This is a genomic window from Sphingobium sp. LSP13-1-1.1 (genome assembly GCF_040676415.1).
GTDB lineage: Bacteria > Pseudomonadota > Alphaproteobacteria > Sphingomonadales > Sphingomonadaceae > Sphingobium.
This window is the reverse complement of sequence record NZ_JBEGHU010000023.1, coordinates 213858-229221: the sequence shown is the minus strand read 5'-3', so window position 1 is coordinate 229221 and position 15364 is coordinate 213858. Positions and strand designations below refer to the sequence as shown.

14 protein-coding genes are annotated in these 15364 nt (G+C 62.5%); 11 read left to right on the top strand and 3 right to left on the bottom strand.

Features of this window, described 5'->3' with window-relative positions:
* Positions 1 to 30: 30 nt before the first annotated feature.
* A complete protein-coding gene (locus tag MRBLSP13_RS13010; protein WP_363754843.1) occupies positions 31 to 1182 on the bottom strand; it encodes a LysR family transcriptional regulator in 1152 nt (383 codons plus the stop codon).
* Between the two features lie 105 nt (positions 1183 to 1287).
* Here MRBLSP13_RS13010 and ligK point away from each other — a divergent pair, with 105 nt between their 5' ends.
* From ligK to MRBLSP13_RS12995, 3 genes are read left to right on the top strand one after another with little or no spacing between them, the layout of a single operon-like run.
* Positions 1288 to 1962 (top strand): 4-carboxy-4-hydroxy-2-oxoadipate aldolase/oxaloacetate decarboxylase, encoded by a 675-nt coding sequence (ligK, locus tag MRBLSP13_RS13005; protein ID WP_363734568.1) that lies wholly within the window; start codon positions 1288 to 1290, stop codon positions 1960 to 1962.
* Positions 1955 to 3019: a 4-oxalomesaconate tautomerase gene (locus MRBLSP13_RS13000; protein ID WP_363754841.1), complete on the top strand. Its 1065-nt coding sequence runs from the start codon at positions 1955 to 1957 to the stop codon at positions 3017 to 3019. The genes ligK and MRBLSP13_RS13000 overlap by 8 nt, the downstream gene beginning before the upstream one ends.
* Positions 3016 to 3903, top strand: coding sequence for an amidohydrolase family protein (locus tag MRBLSP13_RS12995; protein WP_363754839.1), 888 nt, complete (start codon positions 3016 to 3018; stop codon positions 3901 to 3903). Before MRBLSP13_RS13000 ends, MRBLSP13_RS12995 begins: the two co-directional genes overlap by 4 nt.
* 56 nt (positions 3904 to 3959) lie before the next feature.
* On the opposite strand, the gene MRBLSP13_RS12990 is transcribed toward MRBLSP13_RS12995, so the two are convergent.
* Positions 3960 to 5084 (bottom strand): mannitol dehydrogenase family protein, encoded by a 1125-nt coding sequence (locus tag MRBLSP13_RS12990; RefSeq protein ID WP_363754837.1) that lies wholly within the window; start codon positions 5082 to 5084, stop codon positions 3960 to 3962.
* 430 nt (positions 5085 to 5514) lie between these two features.
* Here MRBLSP13_RS12990 and MRBLSP13_RS12985 point away from each other — a divergent pair, with 430 nt between their 5' ends.
* On the top strand, positions 5515 to 7407 hold the full coding sequence (locus tag MRBLSP13_RS12985; protein ID WP_363754835.1) for an NPCBM/NEW2 domain-containing protein: 1893 nt from the start codon (positions 5515 to 5517) through the stop codon (positions 7405 to 7407).
* A 200-nt stretch (positions 7408 to 7607) separates the two neighbouring features.
* On the opposite strand, the gene MRBLSP13_RS12980 is transcribed toward MRBLSP13_RS12985, so the two are convergent.
* Positions 7608 to 8678: a glycoside hydrolase family 5 protein gene (locus MRBLSP13_RS12980; protein WP_363734573.1), complete on the bottom strand. Its 1071-nt coding sequence runs from the start codon at positions 8676 to 8678 to the stop codon at positions 7608 to 7610.
* 684 nt (positions 8679 to 9362) lie between these two features.
* On the opposite strand from MRBLSP13_RS12980, the gene MRBLSP13_RS12975 reads away from it, so the two are divergent.
* Genes MRBLSP13_RS12975 through MRBLSP13_RS12945 form a run of 7 tightly spaced genes read left to right on the top strand, consistent with a single transcriptional unit; the run spans position 9363 to position 15203 of the window.
* Entirely contained in the window at positions 9363 to 10397 is a 1035-nt protein-coding gene (locus MRBLSP13_RS12975) for an aldo/keto reductase (protein WP_363754833.1), read from the top strand.
* Between the two features lie 5 nt (positions 10398 to 10402).
* The gene (locus MRBLSP13_RS12970) at positions 10403 to 11233 is read left to right on the top strand and encodes an amidohydrolase family protein (protein WP_363734575.1); all 831 of its coding nucleotides are present in this window, start codon (positions 10403 to 10405) and stop codon (positions 11231 to 11233) included.
* Entirely contained in the window at positions 11226 to 11537 is a 312-nt protein-coding gene (locus MRBLSP13_RS12965; RefSeq protein ID WP_363734576.1) for a UxaA family hydrolase, read from the top strand. Before MRBLSP13_RS12970 ends, MRBLSP13_RS12965 begins: the two co-directional genes overlap by 8 nt.
* Positions 11534 to 12757 carry a UxaA family hydrolase gene (locus MRBLSP13_RS12960; RefSeq protein WP_363734577.1) on the top strand — a complete coding sequence of 408 codons (1224 nt, stop codon included), beginning with the start codon at positions 11534 to 11536 and terminating at the stop codon, positions 12755 to 12757. The genes MRBLSP13_RS12965 and MRBLSP13_RS12960 overlap by 4 nt, the downstream gene beginning before the upstream one ends.
* The gene (locus MRBLSP13_RS12955) at positions 12754 to 13500 is read left to right on the top strand and encodes an SDR family oxidoreductase (protein ID WP_363734578.1); all 747 of its coding nucleotides are present in this window, start codon (positions 12754 to 12756) and stop codon (positions 13498 to 13500) included. The genes MRBLSP13_RS12960 and MRBLSP13_RS12955 overlap by 4 nt, the downstream gene beginning before the upstream one ends.
* A 51-nt stretch (positions 13501 to 13551) precedes the next feature.
* Positions 13552 to 14859 (top strand): L-fucose:H+ symporter permease, encoded by a 1308-nt coding sequence (gene fucP / locus MRBLSP13_RS12950; RefSeq protein ID WP_363734579.1) that lies wholly within the window; start codon positions 13552 to 13554, stop codon positions 14857 to 14859.
* On the top strand, positions 14859 to 15203 hold the full coding sequence (locus MRBLSP13_RS12945; RefSeq protein WP_363734580.1) for an L-rhamnose mutarotase: 345 nt from the start codon (positions 14859 to 14861) through the stop codon (positions 15201 to 15203). Before fucP ends, MRBLSP13_RS12945 begins: the two co-directional genes overlap by 1 nt.
* Positions 15204 to 15364 lie beyond the last annotated feature (161 nt).

Below are 15364 nucleotides of genomic sequence, written 5' to 3'. Positions count from 1 at the left end.
CAATCGAATCCATGCGCCCCTTATAAGAATTTACGAATATATGTTGCCGGCCTCGGTTTCCACGGCATCCAGGAAGCGGGCCTGCAGGCGCGTCGGACGCCAGCCCGCCCGAATGGTGACGCCGATGGTCCGGCTGACCGAACCGGGTGCCGGACCGATGCCGGCGACAATCCCCACCTCCAGTTCCAGCGCGAGCTGGTCGACCGACAGCAGCGTCAGATAATCGCCGCCCAGCAGCAACTGCCGAATCGTCATCACCGAACCGCACTCGATCGGCACGGCCGGCAGCGCTCCGCCCAGCGCGGCGAACATGCGTTGCCACAATTGTCGCAGCGGTGCGCCCTCGGGCGGCAATATCCAGGGAAAACGGCGCAGGTCATCGGGGGTCCACCCGCCTGCCAGCGGATGTCCCGCCCGCCCGATGATGATCGGCCGATCCTCGAACAGCGGCCTTTGCACCAGATCCTGCCCGATCGAAGGGTCGCGCAGCGCGCCGATCATCATGTCGATCTCTCCGTCGCGCAACGGCCCGACAAGCTCCGCATGGGAGCCTTCATGGACGCTGATGTCGACATGCGGGAAGCTTGCGCGGAAACTCGCGATCGCTGCTGGCAGAAGGCGCGCGCGCGACAGCGGCATGGCGCCGACGATGATCCGCCCGCCTTCCTGCCCGCCTATGTCGGCCATGTCTTCCAGCCCGGACCGCAGCTCCGCCAGCGCCAGCCGCAACCGTCGCGCCAGCGCCGCGCCCTGCCGCGTCAGCACCAGTCCTCGACCCCGCCGCTCGGCCAGCCTGTAACCCATGGCCAGGCCCAGATCGCTTACCGCTCGGTGCAGCGAAGGTTCGGTCACACCCGCTTCGGCCGCCGCCGCGGGGTAGCTGCCCGCCCGCGCCAGCGTCACGAATGCGCGGATCTGCGCCGCCGTGACCCGGCTGCTGCCGATCAGGCGCAACGCCGCGTCCACGCGCGGCGCCAGCGCCAGCGCCGCCTCGGTCGGGGCCATGCCGCCCGGCTGCCGTTCGAACAGCGGCAGTCCCAGTTGCGCCTCCAGCTTCGCGATGCCCTGGGTCACGGCGGGCTGCGTCAGATTGACCGCGCGGGCGCCCAGCGAGACGCTCCCCCGCTCGACGACGGCGGCCATGGCCGCAAGATGACGGATATTGAACTGGTCAGGAGCCATGGTGGATAATTAGCAAAAATTTATGGCCGGCGCATAGATCGGATTTGTCCCCATTCACCGCCTCGTTCATGGAAATGCGAATTGCATTGCATGGGGAGCAGGATCATGTCCGGCGTCGTTGTCCAGAATATCGAGCGGGCGGACCTCTCCGTCATTGACGGCCTCGCCCGATGCGGCGTCGCCACCGTGCACGAGGCGCAGGGCCGCACCGGCCTGCTGGCGCCCTATATGCGCCCCATCTACCCCGGCGCGCGGATCGCGGGCAGCGCGGTCACCATTTCGGCACCGCCGGGCGACAACTGGATGGTCCATGTCGCCATCGAGCAGTTGAAGGAAGGCGACGTCCTCCTCCTCGCGCCCACCAGCCCCTGCACCGACGGCTATTTCGGCGATCTCCTCGCAACCTCGGCACTGGCGCGGGGTTGCCGCGGGCTGATCATCGACGCCGGGGTGCGTGACGTGCGCGATCTGAAGCAGATGGACTTTCCCGTCTGGTCGAAGGCGGTACACGCCCAGGGCACGATCAAGGCGACGCTCGGCAGCGTGAACGTGCCCGTCGTCTGCGCCAACGCCCTGGTCAATCCGGGCGATGTCGTGATCGCGGACGATGACGGCGTCTGCATCGTGCCGCGCGCGAATGCCGCAGCGGTGCTGGAAAAGGCGCAGGCGCGCGAGGCGGCGGAGGAGGCGAAGCGCGTGCGGCTGGCGGCCGGGGAACTGGGTCTCGACATCTACAACATGCGGCCGCGCCTGGAAGAAATGGGGCTGAAATATGTCTGATCCCCATCGGTCCGCCCGCGTGATGTGGATGCGCGGCGGCACGTCCAAGGGCGGCTATTTCCTGAGCGAAGACCTGCCCACCGACGTCGCCGCGCGCGACGCCTTCCTGTTGCGGATCATGGGTTCGCCCGACCCGCGCCAGATCGACGGCATGGGCGGCGCCGATCCGCTGACCAGCAAGGTTGCGGTGGTGAAGAAGTCGGAGCGGGAGGGTGTCGACGTCGATTACCTCTTCCTTCAGGTCTTCGTGGACCAGGCCATCGTCAGCGACGCGCAGAATTGCGGCAACATCCTTGCGGGCGTCGGCCCCTTCGCCATCGAGCGCGGTCTCGTCGACGCGCTGGACGATGAAACCCGCGTCGCCATATTCATGGAGAATACGGGGCAGATCGCCATTGCCACGGTGAGCACGCCCGGCGGCAAGCCGTGCTATGACGGTGCAGCCAGGATCGACGGTGTGCCCGGCTCCGCAGCGCCCGTCCCGCTGGAGTTTCGCGACACGGCCGGCTCATCCTGCGGCGTGCTGCTACCTACCGGCAATGCCTTCGATGTGGTGGAGGGCGTGCGCGTCACATTGATCGACAACGGCATGCCCTGCGTCGTGATGAAGGCGCAGGACGTCGGCATCAGCGGCTATGAGGACCGCGAGACACTGGACAATGACGCCGCGCTCAAATCACGGATAGAGGCGATCCGCCTGGCCGTGGGCGAACGGATGAACCTGGGCGACGTCCGGGAAAAATCGGTCCCCAAGATGATGCTCGTCGCGCCGCCCCGCAGCGGTGGCGCGGTCACGGTACGCAGCTTCATCCCGCATCGCGCCCATGCCTCGATCGGCGTGTTGGGCGCGGTCAGCGTTGCCACGGCCTGCCTGATAGAGGGTTCTCCTGCCGCCGAGGTTGCAAGCGTTCCTTCCGGCCCGCGCAAGATATTGTCGGTCGAACATCCGACCGGCGAAACCACCTGCGTGATGGAACTGGACGAAAGCGGCGCCGTCACCAGCGCGGCCATGCTGCGCACCGCTCGCAAGTTGATGGATGGAGAAGTTTTCGCATGAGCGCCCCAGAAAGCAACCGGATCGTTTCCTGGCACGCAAACCCCTCTGTCCCCAGCTTCATCCCGCCGGCGGGGGCGGTCGACGCGCATTGCCATGTCTTCGGCCCGATGGCGCAGTTCCCCTTCAGTCCCAAGGCCAAATATCTTCCTGAAGATGCCGGCCCGGACATGCTGTTCGCGCTGCGCGACCGGCTGGGTTTCGCGCGCAACGTCATCGTACAGGCAAGCTGCCATGGAACCGACAACAGCGCGACCCTGAACGGCATCGCAAGGTCGGCCGGCATGGCGCGCGGCGTCGCCGTGGTCGATCCCGCCATCACCGACGCCGAACTCGAACGACTGCACGAAGGCGGTATGCGGGGCGTGCGCTTCAATTTCCTCAAGCGGCTGGTCGACGACGCGCCCAAGGACAAGTTCCTGGAAATCGCAAAGCGTATCCAGTCGCTCGGCTGGCATGTGGTGGTCTATTTCGAAGCGGACATATTGGAGGAAATGCGTCCTTTCCTGGACGCGATTCCGACCCTGATCGTGATCGATCATATGGGACGGCCCGACGTCAGCCAGGGCCCGGACGGCATGGACATGAAGGCGTTCCGCCGCCTGCTCGACAGTCGTGATGATATATGGACCAAGGTGACCTGCCCTGACCGGCTCGATCCCAAGGGCGCGCCCTGGGACGATTTTGCCTGCTCCGTCGCGCCGCTGGTGGCGGACTATCAGGATCGGGTGCTGTGGGGCACCGACTGGCCGCATCCCAATATGGAAAAGGCCATTCCCGACGATGGCGCGCTGGTCGACATGATCCCCCGCATAGCCCCGACCGTAGAGTTGCAGCGCAAGCTGCTCGTCGACAATCCCATGCGCCTTTACTGGCCGGAAGGCTGACGGCGATTTTCCCGGTCAGGCCGGGTGGTTTGATTGCGGTCTCGGCTTGCGGAGGATCAGATGTTCGCGGCTCTTACGGCTCGTAATCGCGGCATGGGAAGATCGCCATCGGCTGTTTGCGATATCCAGTCGATGAACCCGCCGATGCGTTTCGCGACCTTTGCGCCGTGGCCCTGGTGAATATCGGCAAGCCGATGGGCCAGATATGGGTTGGAAAAGCGATCAAGCGTCGTTGCGACATAGTCCCTGGCCTCATCGCCCATTCCGTGCCGTGCGAAGCCGGGGATCACTTCGTCGTTGAAAACATCGCTTAGCGCAGCGGCTTCGTCCGGGTCGTGCATGGCATCGAGAACCGTCATCTCCCGCCGGGCGCCTGCTCGCGCCCAACGGTCGGCAAGCCAGCTATGGCCGAGATTCAGAATGTGTAACTTCAGGCGTTCGAACCGTTCCAGTTCATCGGTGATCACGATTGCGGGATGGCTGAAGGGCAGGGCAAGGCCAGGCCGGCTCCCGATCGCCCATAGTGCATAGGGTTCGGCAATCGCGCCCAGCGGTTCCAGCGGCTCGCTGACGATGCGGTCGACGAGCGTATCGGGCCAAAGGCAATCTGCATCGAGCCACCGAAGAAAATCGGCAGGCAAAGCCGATGCGCGGGCCAGTTCGGCCACAGAGCGATGCAGCGCCTGGCCATTCGATGGAACCAGTTCGCAAGGCAGGATGGTGATGCCCCCCTTCGCAGCGGCCCAGCGGCGGTACAGCAGCGCCAGCAGCAGCAGGGCAAAACCGCCGCGAGGCGGTTCATCGCCCACCAGGGCGGCCGCAGCGGTTTCGGTGTCGCCCGGCACGACATAGCCGCTGTCACCGGTGTTCGAGACTACATGTGTCGCTTTGGTTGTGAAAAGGTCGCGGATTTTCGTCCAATCCGTCGCAACTGCATAGCCCGCAACCACACTGCGCACCCGCGTCGTACCCTCGACCGGGTTACCGTCGATCAGCCCGCGTATGATCACGTCGAAACCGGCCGGGTCGCCAAAGGCCGTGACGCGGCTGGTGCGGGCAGCGTCGCGCGTGGTCTTGACCACGACAATGGGGGGCACGTCCGCGCCGGCGAGGCGCGCTTCATGCGCGAACAGGTCGACATGCGCCTGCAGGAATCGGCTTGTTCCAAACTGGATGATCACGCCGTCTCATTGCATGAAAGAAAATGAAATAACATATATAAAAATAGACGTGAGATTCTTCAGCCTGAAAAGGAGGGGAATGGAAAGACGTCATACATAACTACTCATACATAAAATTGTTCCTCGGCGAATTATCACGCCTTTGACCAGGGCGGCTTGTGAATCTGGCTTACGCATTATCGCTCCGACAAGACAGGATAAACCTTGTGTCGGTTAAGGTGAGCGCATCCATGGAAAATCCGAACCCGGCGCCAGCGCAAGGTCATCGAGCGCTTGCCTTCTTCAATATTGTATGACTAATAGGCATGCCTTGATCGAACGCGGTCTTTGGATCGCGCTTGAATGGGCAGCGCGGTGGAAGCCAGCCATCGGCATTGTTCTGGCAACGGATTCCGTCGCGCGACGATCGATAATCAAAAGGGGTGAAGGAATGCTGCGTTCGCTTTATTGGGCCAGTGCCGGATTGGCCATGATCGCCGCAGGGCCGGCATTCGCGGACGATCTTGCCGCAACCGGCGGATGGAGCGCCAATACCAAGGGTCAGGCTGCAACCCCACCGATGGGCTGGAACAGCTGGAACGCTTTTCATGGCGACATTGACGAGGAAAAGGTTCTCGCATCGGCGAACGTCATCGTTAACAGCGGACTTGCCGCCAAGGGCTTCAAGAGCATCAATATCGACGACGGCTGGTGGTTGAAGCGCGATATGGCGACAGGTCGCGTGATAATCCGCACAAAGACATTCCCGTCGGCGGCGATGCCGGACGGCTCCACCAGCTTCAGGCCGTTGACCGACCGGCTGCACGCAATGGGACTTCGGGCGGGGATTTATTCGGATATCGGGCGCAACACCTGCGGGCAGGTCTTTGGCAACGGTTCGAGCACGAACCCGGAGGGGTCTGTGGCCGAGCGCGAAGTCGGGCTTTACGGCCATGTGGATCAGGACATCGGGATCTTCTTCAAGGAATGGGGTTTCGACTACATCAAGGTCGATGGTTGCGGCATCCGCGCCCTGCCGGCTTCCAGTCCGTTGGTGAAGAACGGCACCTATCGCGCCTTTTCGCCCTTGATCGACTTCGATTCCATCCAGCGCACCGATGTCAAGGCGGTCCGCGGGTTGTTCGAGGAGGTTGCGCAGGCGCTGGACCGGCATAATCCGGACGGGCAATATACCTTCTCGCTGTGCATCTGGGGATCGGCGGACGTCCGCAGCTGGGCCGCCAAGGTCGGCAACCTGTCGCGAACGAGCGAGGATATCACCCCGCAGTGGAGCCGGATGCTTCACAACATGGACACGGCGGCGCGGCGCGAGCTTTATGCGCACCCTGGGTCGTGGAACGATCCCGACATGCTGTTTATCGGCAGCGGCGAGTTCGACGCCGCCCATATGACCGAAGCGCGCAGCCATTTCAGCATGTGGGCCATGCTCAACGCACCGCTGATCATCGGCTTCGATCTTCGCAAGGCCAATGCCGAACAGCTTGCCGTCCTGGGCAACAGCGCGATCATTGCGCTCAACCAGGATCCTGGCGGGCATCAGGCCGTCCTGGCTTATGATTCCAACGATCTGCAAATCTACGTCAAGACGCTGGCGAACGGAGACAAGGCGGTTGCCCTCCTCAATCGGACCAGCGCCCCGATCGAAGCGGACCTGACGGCTGCACAGCTTAAGCTGGCCTCCGACGCGCAGATCGGCATGACCGATCTGTGGAGCGGCAAGACCATGCAGTTCGTCGGGGAGACCAAGCTGCCGGTGGGCCCCCGCGAGACGCTGGTCTATCGCGTCTCGGGCCGGCATTTGCTGCCCAATGGATCTTATCTGTCAGAGCTGCCCGGCAATGTCTATCCGGCGGTCGATGGCGTCACGGCGCGCCAGCTCGATCCCATGATTCATCGCGGGCTGGGGCCGTGGACGGGCACGCGGGGCGGGGGCGAACCGCCGCGTTACGCCGGTTGGGGCGGCGCTCGCGCCGATCGCGCTCCATTGGGCCAGGAACTGAGCATTTACGGCACCAAATTTCCGTACGGTATCGGAATCATGGCCAATTCTCGGATCGAGGTGCGCAATCCGGGCAAGCGAAAGCTGGTTGCACAGGTAGGGATCGACGATTCAGGTGATGCCGGCGGGCGCCGGGTTCGGTTTGAAATTTATGGTGACCGAAAGCTCCTGTCCCAATCAGCATGGCAGGCTGCGGGAACAGCTCCAGCATCGATTGAGGCATCGGTTGCCGGTTATCGCATCATTGAACTGGTTGCCCGGACTGACCGGCCCGGCGGTGGTGATTTCCCGGTAAGCTGGGGCAACGCGGCACTGACCGACTGAGGGATGGCATAGCCGCGTCCTGCCGGTTCAGGGTTGGTCGTCATCTCTGAACCGGCAGGCGTGATATGCGCCCATCCCGATTTCAGCAGCTCCCGCCTTACATCAATGAACGGGGCGTTCCCGTAGACCGATAGAGGGAGGAGGCGGACAGCCAATTAGGCCATCCGCCGGGAATGATTTCGATCACGAGGCCGGATGGATCACTTCTTGCCGGCACCCTCCAGCAGGGCGTCGAGACCTTGCTGGTCCTTGATCTCGGTCGTCCAGCGGTTGATGAGGTCACCTGTATCCCACAGGAAGGGACAAAGGCCGTTCTCCAATGCCTTTTGGGTCACATATTTCATCCAATGTGCCCGCGAGGCCAGGTGCTTTTCCAGATCCAGCGGCGTCGTGCGCCGTGGCGCGCCATATTCGCCCAGCATGACCTGTATGCCCTTGCTTACGAACATCTGGTTGGCAAGCGCCATATGGTCGTCGACAGTGGGCTCTTCACCCCAGGTGGCGTTGCGATCCGGCTCGATCGTCGAATGGAAGTCCTTACCCCAATAATAGAACATCCGACCCCATGACGCGTCCTCGGACAGGATGCAGAAATTGGGAGGACTGTAGAAATGGGGTTCCACCATCAACCGGTCGCTCACAGTGTCGGTCGGCATATGCGTCCACAAGGTCTTGGACAGGTCCATGTTGACGTTGGGAAGCTGTAGTACCAGCACGCGATAGGCGTTCCTTCCGCCGGTGGAGCGGACCGCGTCGATGAAGCTTTGGTGATAGCTGTATAGAACGTCCATCTGCGTGGTCGTGTCGCAGTTCGGCTCGTTCGCGCTGGCGAAGATCAGCCGCTCGTCAAAGTCACGCATATGCGTGGCGATCTGCTCCCAGAACGCCTTTTGTTTCGCGTTGACGGCATCCTTCTTTTCAACCGTGACGTTGTTTTCGAGCCAGCCGCCGTCCCAGTGGATGTTGAGCATGACGTACAAGTCGGCGTTGATGCAATATTGCACCACTTCCCTGACGCGATCGAGCCAGCTCGCCTTGATCTTCGCCGTGGCCTGGTCTGCATATTGATCCCACGCGCAGGGCAGGCGGATCGCATCGAAGCCGGATGCCTTGGCCTTGTCGACAAATGCCTGGGTGATCATCGGATTGCCCCAGAAGGTTTCCCCGCCCGTGGCTTCCAGCGTGTTGCCGATGTTCAGCCCGAGCTTGAACTTTGCGGCAACCTCTTCGGCGGTTCCCATGCCGGTCGAGATCGCGGAGATCGGGTTCACATTGTAGCTGGGGTAGAGGCTGGGCGGAGGGGGTGGTGGAGGAGGCGGCGGAGGAGGTGGCGACGGCGGCGGTGGTGGGGGCGGGGCTAATCCTGATTCGCTGCCGCCGCCGCAACCCGCGGTTGCCAAGGCAAGGGCTGACACGACTAGCTCACGACGCCGCAGTTTCACACGCTCTCTCCATGGTTTAGCTCATGATGGAACGCCGCCTGTTCGGTTGATGGCGTCCCGATTTTATGCCCTATCGCTCCAAGACCGTCAGAGCGGGGATTTTGCGCATATAAAAATAATAGTTCACAATTGCAAAAGAAACTCATACAAATTATGCTTTGGAGGATGATTGCGGAGGTCCTCGCATCGCGATGCCAGCGGGATACCGAAAGATGCATTGCTACATTTCTCGCGATCTGCAATGATTACTCAGACAATAATGCGAATCCGGCCGAGGAGCATGTGCAATTCGCGTTGCCGCCAGAATTTCCCGGCTCGCCATTGGTGGGATCGCAAATTGCAGGGATGGGTGATCGCCGCGATTAGCCGGGTGGAGAGAAGGGTGCCGAGTGGAGCATTGTGACGAACATCGTGGTCGCTATCGATCTTGGGATCCAGCGCGATTGCTGCACAGCAGTGCAAATTTTAAAAATCAACTTGCATATATGCAAAAACCTTCCCTAGTTGTGAATCATGGGAAAGGATAAGAATTTGTGGGGCAATGCACGGCTTGCGCCAATCGGCTTTGGTGGGGCGGTCATCGGCAATCTCTACCGGGCTGTGCGCGACATTGACTCGGTCCACGCGGTGCACCGTGCGTGGCGAAGCGGTGTTCGGTATTTCGACACGGCGCCCTATTACGGCATGGGTTTGTCGGAGCAGCGTCTAAGAGTGGCCCTTTGCGATCTGCCGCGCGATCAGTTCGTCATTTCGACCAAGGTCGGACGCCTGCTCGACCCGACAAGCGAAAGCCTGCACCCCATGCGCGACGGATTTGCCGACCCGCTGCCGAACAAGGTGCACTTCGACTACAGCTATGATGGGGTGATGCGCTCGTTTGAAGAGAGCCTGCGCCGGCTGGGGTTGGATCGCATTGAGCTGCTCTACGCGCATGATCTGGGATCGTTGACGCACGGAGCGATGCATTCGCACCATTTTGCGCAGTTCGCGGAGGGTGGTTACCGGGCCATGGACGAACTGCGCGCCAGCGGGGCGGTGGACGCGATCGGGCTTGGCGTCAATGAGACCGCGGTGATCGACCAGGCCATGGCGGTCGGACGCTTCGATTGCTTCCTGCTGGCCGGGCGTTACACCTTGCTGGAACAGGAACCGCTGAACGGATTTTTCGATCGTGTCGCAGCCCATGGGGCGCGGATCGTGGCCGGCGGCGTCTACAACAGCGGTATTCTGGCGACTGGAACGCGCTCGGGCCAACCCGTCTATTTCGACTATGCGCCTGCGCCGCCCGAGATAATCGCGCGGGTCGGCCGGATCGAGGCGCTCTGCTATGAGGCCGGAGTGCCCCTGGCCGCCGCGGCGCTGCAATTCACCCGCGCGCATCCTGTTATCGCGTCGGTTCTGGTCGGGCTTGGCAGAGCCGATCTGGTCGACCGCACGCTGGCCCTCGCGAGCACCCCGATCCCGTCATCTTTCTGGACGGCGCTGAAGGATGAAGGAGTTATTCCGGACAACGCGCCGGTCCCGGTGGTCCAAGAGTTGCAAGGCTGACGCGGATGATCGATGCGCATCAGCACTTCTGGCAGTTGGCCAATCCGTTCACTGACTGGCCAACCCCCGACCTGGCGTTGATCCACCGGGATTTCCTTCCTGCCGACCTCGCGCCGCTGCTGGCTGATGCCGGCGTGACCGGAACCGTTCTCGTCCAGGCGGCTCCGGCGGTCGAGGAAACCCGCTTCATCCTGAAACTTGCCGAGCGGGCCGCCCATGTCAAAGCGGTGGTCGGCTGGATCGACTTTGCCGCGACGGATGCACTGGAACAGCTATCCGCGCTGGTTCGCCGTCCCCTGCTCAAGGGATTGCGCCCGATGATCCAGGGCGAGCCTGAACCGGGCTGGATATTACAGTCGGCGTTCGGCCCCTTGCTGGAGGCGATGGCCGTCGCCGGGCTGCGCTTCGATGCGCTGGTGCTTCAGCACCAGATCGACGATATTGTCGCGCTCGCCGCGCAGCATCCCGATTTGCTTATCGTGCTCGATCATTGCGGCAAACCGGCCATCGCTTCCGGCGACAGCGCTGCATGGCGGAATTCCATCGCGCGGCTGGCGGCGCAACCGAACGTCTATTGCAAGGTTTCGGGCCTGTGGACCGAGGCAGGCGATGATTGGTCGGCGGCGACGATTGCCCCTTATGTCGAGGCGGTTCGCGCCGCCTTCGGTACGCAGCGGCTGATGTGGGGCAGCGACTGGCCGGTATTGAATCTGGCCGGGGGATATCGGGACTGGCTCGACCAGGCCCTGGCCCTGTTCGATGATCTCGACCCTGGCGAACGCGCCGCCGTGTTCGGCGGCAACGCGGCACGCTTCTATGGATTTTCTTATGACTGATCGCGTCCGGGTCATTGCCCTGCACCCCGCCGACAATGTGGTTATCTGCGTCGCTCCCATCGATGCAGGGGAGCAGGTGGAAATCGATGGGGCACCAGTGATCGCGGCAGGCGCGGTCGGCCTGGGGCACAAGCTGGCGCGCCGCGATTTGGCGAGCGGCGACAAGGTGATGCGCTATGGCATCCCGATCGGCACCATGACCAGCCCTGCAGCAAGAGGAGAACATGTGCACCGGCACAACCTGCGCAGCGACTATATTCCGTCGCACGAACGCGACGTGCTGCGGGACGGAGATCCGACATGAACGATGCTCCTGTCCTTTGGAATGGCTATCTTCGGCCCGACGGGCGCAAAGGCATTCGCAACGTCGTGCTGGTCGCTTATCTGGTCGAGTGCGCGCATCATGTCGCGCGCCGGATCGTGACGGAGGTGGCGGACGATAATGTCCAGCTGATCGGTTTTCCCGGCTGCTTCCCCAATGCCTATGCCGATACGATGATGACCCGACTGGCGACCCATCCCAATGTGGGCGGGGTCTTGTTGCTCTCGCTGGGCTGCGAGGGGTTCGACCGCGAAGGGTTGGCGGAACGGATTGCCCGATCCGGCCGCCCGGTGGAGACGCTGGTCATCCAGCAGCAGGGCGGCACGCGCAAGACGATCGAGGCCGGCGTGGCCAAGGCACGCGAACTGCTCGCCGTCAGCGCCGAAAGCACGCCACGGGTGCAAATGGGGATTGCCGACCTCGTCGTCGGGACGATTTGCGGCGGGTCCGACGGGACCAGTGGCATCACCGCCAATCCGGCCGTTGGTCGAACCTTCGACCGGCTGATCGCGGAACAGGGAACCTGCATCTTCGAGGAAACCGGTGAACTCATCGGTTGCGAGCAGATCATGGCCGAACGAGCGATCACGCCCGAACTTGGCGTCTTGATCGAACAGGTAGTGGAAAAGGCCGAGCGCTATTATACCGTCCTTGGTTATGGCAGCTTTTCGCCCGGCAACGCCGAAGGCGGGCTGACGACGCAGGAGGAAAAGTCGCTCGGAGCCTATTCTAAATCCGGAAACAGCCCGATTTCGGGCTTGCTCAAACCCGGCGACCATCCTTCCGGACCTGGGCTTTACCTGCTGGACGTGGTGCCTGATGGCGAAGTCCGTTTCGGCTTTCCCAATATTTCGGACAATGCCGAAATCGTCGAACTGATTGCCTGCGGTTGCCATCTGGTCCTGTTCACCACCGGGCGCGGTTCCGTGGTCGGATCGGCGATCAGTCCGGTCATCAAGATCTGCGCCAACCCCGAAACCTATGCCCGCATGTCGAGCGACATGGATGTGGACGCAGGGCGCATCCTGGCGGGTGCGGCCGATCTGGATCAGGTCGCCGACGAGATCTACGACGCTGTGGTCGATGTCGCAGGAGGCAGGCAAAGCCTTTCAGAAGAACTCGGCCACCAGGAATTCATCCTGACCTACAAGCAGTTCGAGGCGGCAGGTCCGGCCTGCCTGCCGAACAGGAGTCGAACATGACCCCCAGTCCCTTCGGCCTCACTGGCAAGAGGGCGCTGGTGACGGGCGCCGGGCAGGGGATCGGCAAAGCCTGCGCCGAATTGCTGGCAACGCAGGGCGCGGATGTCCTGGCGATCGACCGCAATGCCGAAACATTGGCGGCGCTGGCGGGATGCCGCACCCGCCTTGTCGATGTGACCGACCCTGAATCAATCGCCGCGCTTTTCGCGCAGGAGGGTGCGGCCTGGGACATTCTGGTCAATTGCGTCGGCAAGGTTCATGGCGGCACGCTGCTTGACAGTACCGAGGCCGATCTTGACGAAGCCTATGCGATCAACGTGGCGGCGATGGTCCAGGTGATCCGCGCCGTCCTGCCTGGCATGATCGGTGCGGGGGGTGGTTCGATCGTCAATATCGCCTCGGTCGCCGGCGCGATCATCGGCGTGCCCGATCGCTTCGTTTACAACACGACGAAGGCCGCCGTCGTCGGCCTGACCAAAGCCATCGCCGTGGACCATGTTGCCGAGGGCATTCGCTGCAATGCGGTTTGTCCAGGCACGGTCCGTTCGCCCTCGCTGGAGGAGCGGCTGCGCGTGACGGGTGATTTCGACGCGGCGCTTGCCCGGTTTTCAGCGCGGCAGCCAGTTGGGCGATTGGGCAAGCCGGAGGAAGTGGCGGCGGTCGTCCTGTGGCTGGCCAGCGATGCGGCGGCTTTCGTGACCGGGCAATGCCATGTCATCGACGGAGGCTGGTCCAACGCCTGACGGCAGGTGATCAAAGGAAAAGCAAAAAGGGGAGGGTGCGCAGTGTCATCCATGCATTACGAAGCAGCAGAGCCGTCAAAGAGCCATGCCGATGGCCGGGCGACCCTGGTAGAGCGCCGCTTCCTGGTGGCTTTCGCGGTGGTTACCAGCCTGTTCTTCATGTGGGCAATAGCCAATAATTTCAATGATATCCTGATCAAGCAGTTCCAGAAGGCGCTGGAACTGTCGCGGATGGAGTCGGGCCTGGTCCAGACGGCCTTCTACTTCGGCTATTTCACCTTCGCCCTTCCTGCCGGATGGTTCATTGCCCGGCACGGCTACAAGGCAGGCATCATCGCGGGGCTTGGCCTTTACGCGGCCGGCGCGCTGCTGTTCTGGCCGGCGGCCGGAGTGCGCGCCTTCGGCTTTTTCCTTGTGGCGCTCTACATCATTGCCGCGGGTCTCGCCTTTCTGGAAACCGCGGCCAATCCGCTGATCGCTGCCATGGGTCGGGAGGAGAGCGCGGCGCAGCGCCTGACTTTTGCGCAAAGCTTCAACGGGCTTGGCGGCGTGATCGCGCCCTTTCTGGGCGGCGCCCTGATCTTTTCGGGCATCGAGCACAGCGCCGCCGAATTGTCGGCCATGCAACCCGCGCAGATCGAAGCCTATCGTGCGGCCGAAGCCCTTGCGGTACGGCTGCCCTATCTTGCGCTGGCTGCCGTTGTCCTCACCCTTGCCGCGATCGTGGCGCTGACGCGTTTTCCCGTGATCGCCGAAGGGCAGGGTATCGATCAATCCGGTGGCGGACTGGGTGCTGCGCTGCGCCGCCCACGCCTGCGGGCGGCGATCCTGGCCCAGTTCTTCTATGTCGGCGCACAGGTGACGGTGTGGAGCTATTTCATCAATTTCGCTCAGGACCAGACCGACATTGGTGAGAAACTGGCCGCGCAATGGCTGGGCATCAGTCTGTTTCTGTTCATGGTCGGGCGGTTCGCCGGCGCGGGGCTCATGCGCTATGTCCCCGCACCGCGACTGCTGACGGGCTATGCATTAATCGCGGCGGTGCTGTGCGGCGTCGCGATGAGCGCGGGAGGAATGATCGCGGTCGTCGCGTTGGGACTGACCAGCCTGTTCATGTCGATCATGTTCCCGACCATCTTCACGCTCGGCCTTGCCGGACTGGGGCCGAGCAAGCGAATTGCCTCTTCGCTGATCGTCATGGCGATTATCGGCGGAGCCATCTTCCCGCCGCTGACCGGCCTTATGGCGGAGCGGCTTCATTCGCTGGCAATGGCGATGTTCGTGCCGCTGGTCTGTTTCCTAGTGATCGCCTGGTTCGGCCGCCGGGTCACCCGTAACATGGCGATGGGAGGAGCCTGATGGCACGGCAGGTCTATGTGCTCGATCTCAGCGACGAGGCGCTGGCGGAAGAATATGAGCGGTGGCATCGACCGGGCAACGTGCCCGCGCGGGTGTTGCAGGACATCCTTGATGCCGGCAATACGCTGATGGAGATTTATCGTACCGGCGACAGGCTGGTGATGATTACGGAGACTGCGGGCGACGTGGAGCCTCAAGATCGGACTGGCAGCGCGGAATCCCAGGCCTGGGAGGCGCAGATGGACCGGTTCCAGAAGCCGGTGCCGTCAGCCGGCAGTGGCGTGAAATGGCAGCCTGCCGAACGCATTTTCATGCTGGCTGAACATCTGCGGAAGGATGTTTGACGCGATGGTTTCCGCTGGGGAAGCGCGCAAGCACGGTTAGGACGGATCGACATTCAGATGATGACGAGCCGAAAATGGTGGTTTTTCGTGACCCGGCGCGCAGCCTACTTTCAGTAGGTGAGCACCGGAAGCACGAAAGGCCAACATTTGCAGGCCGTCAG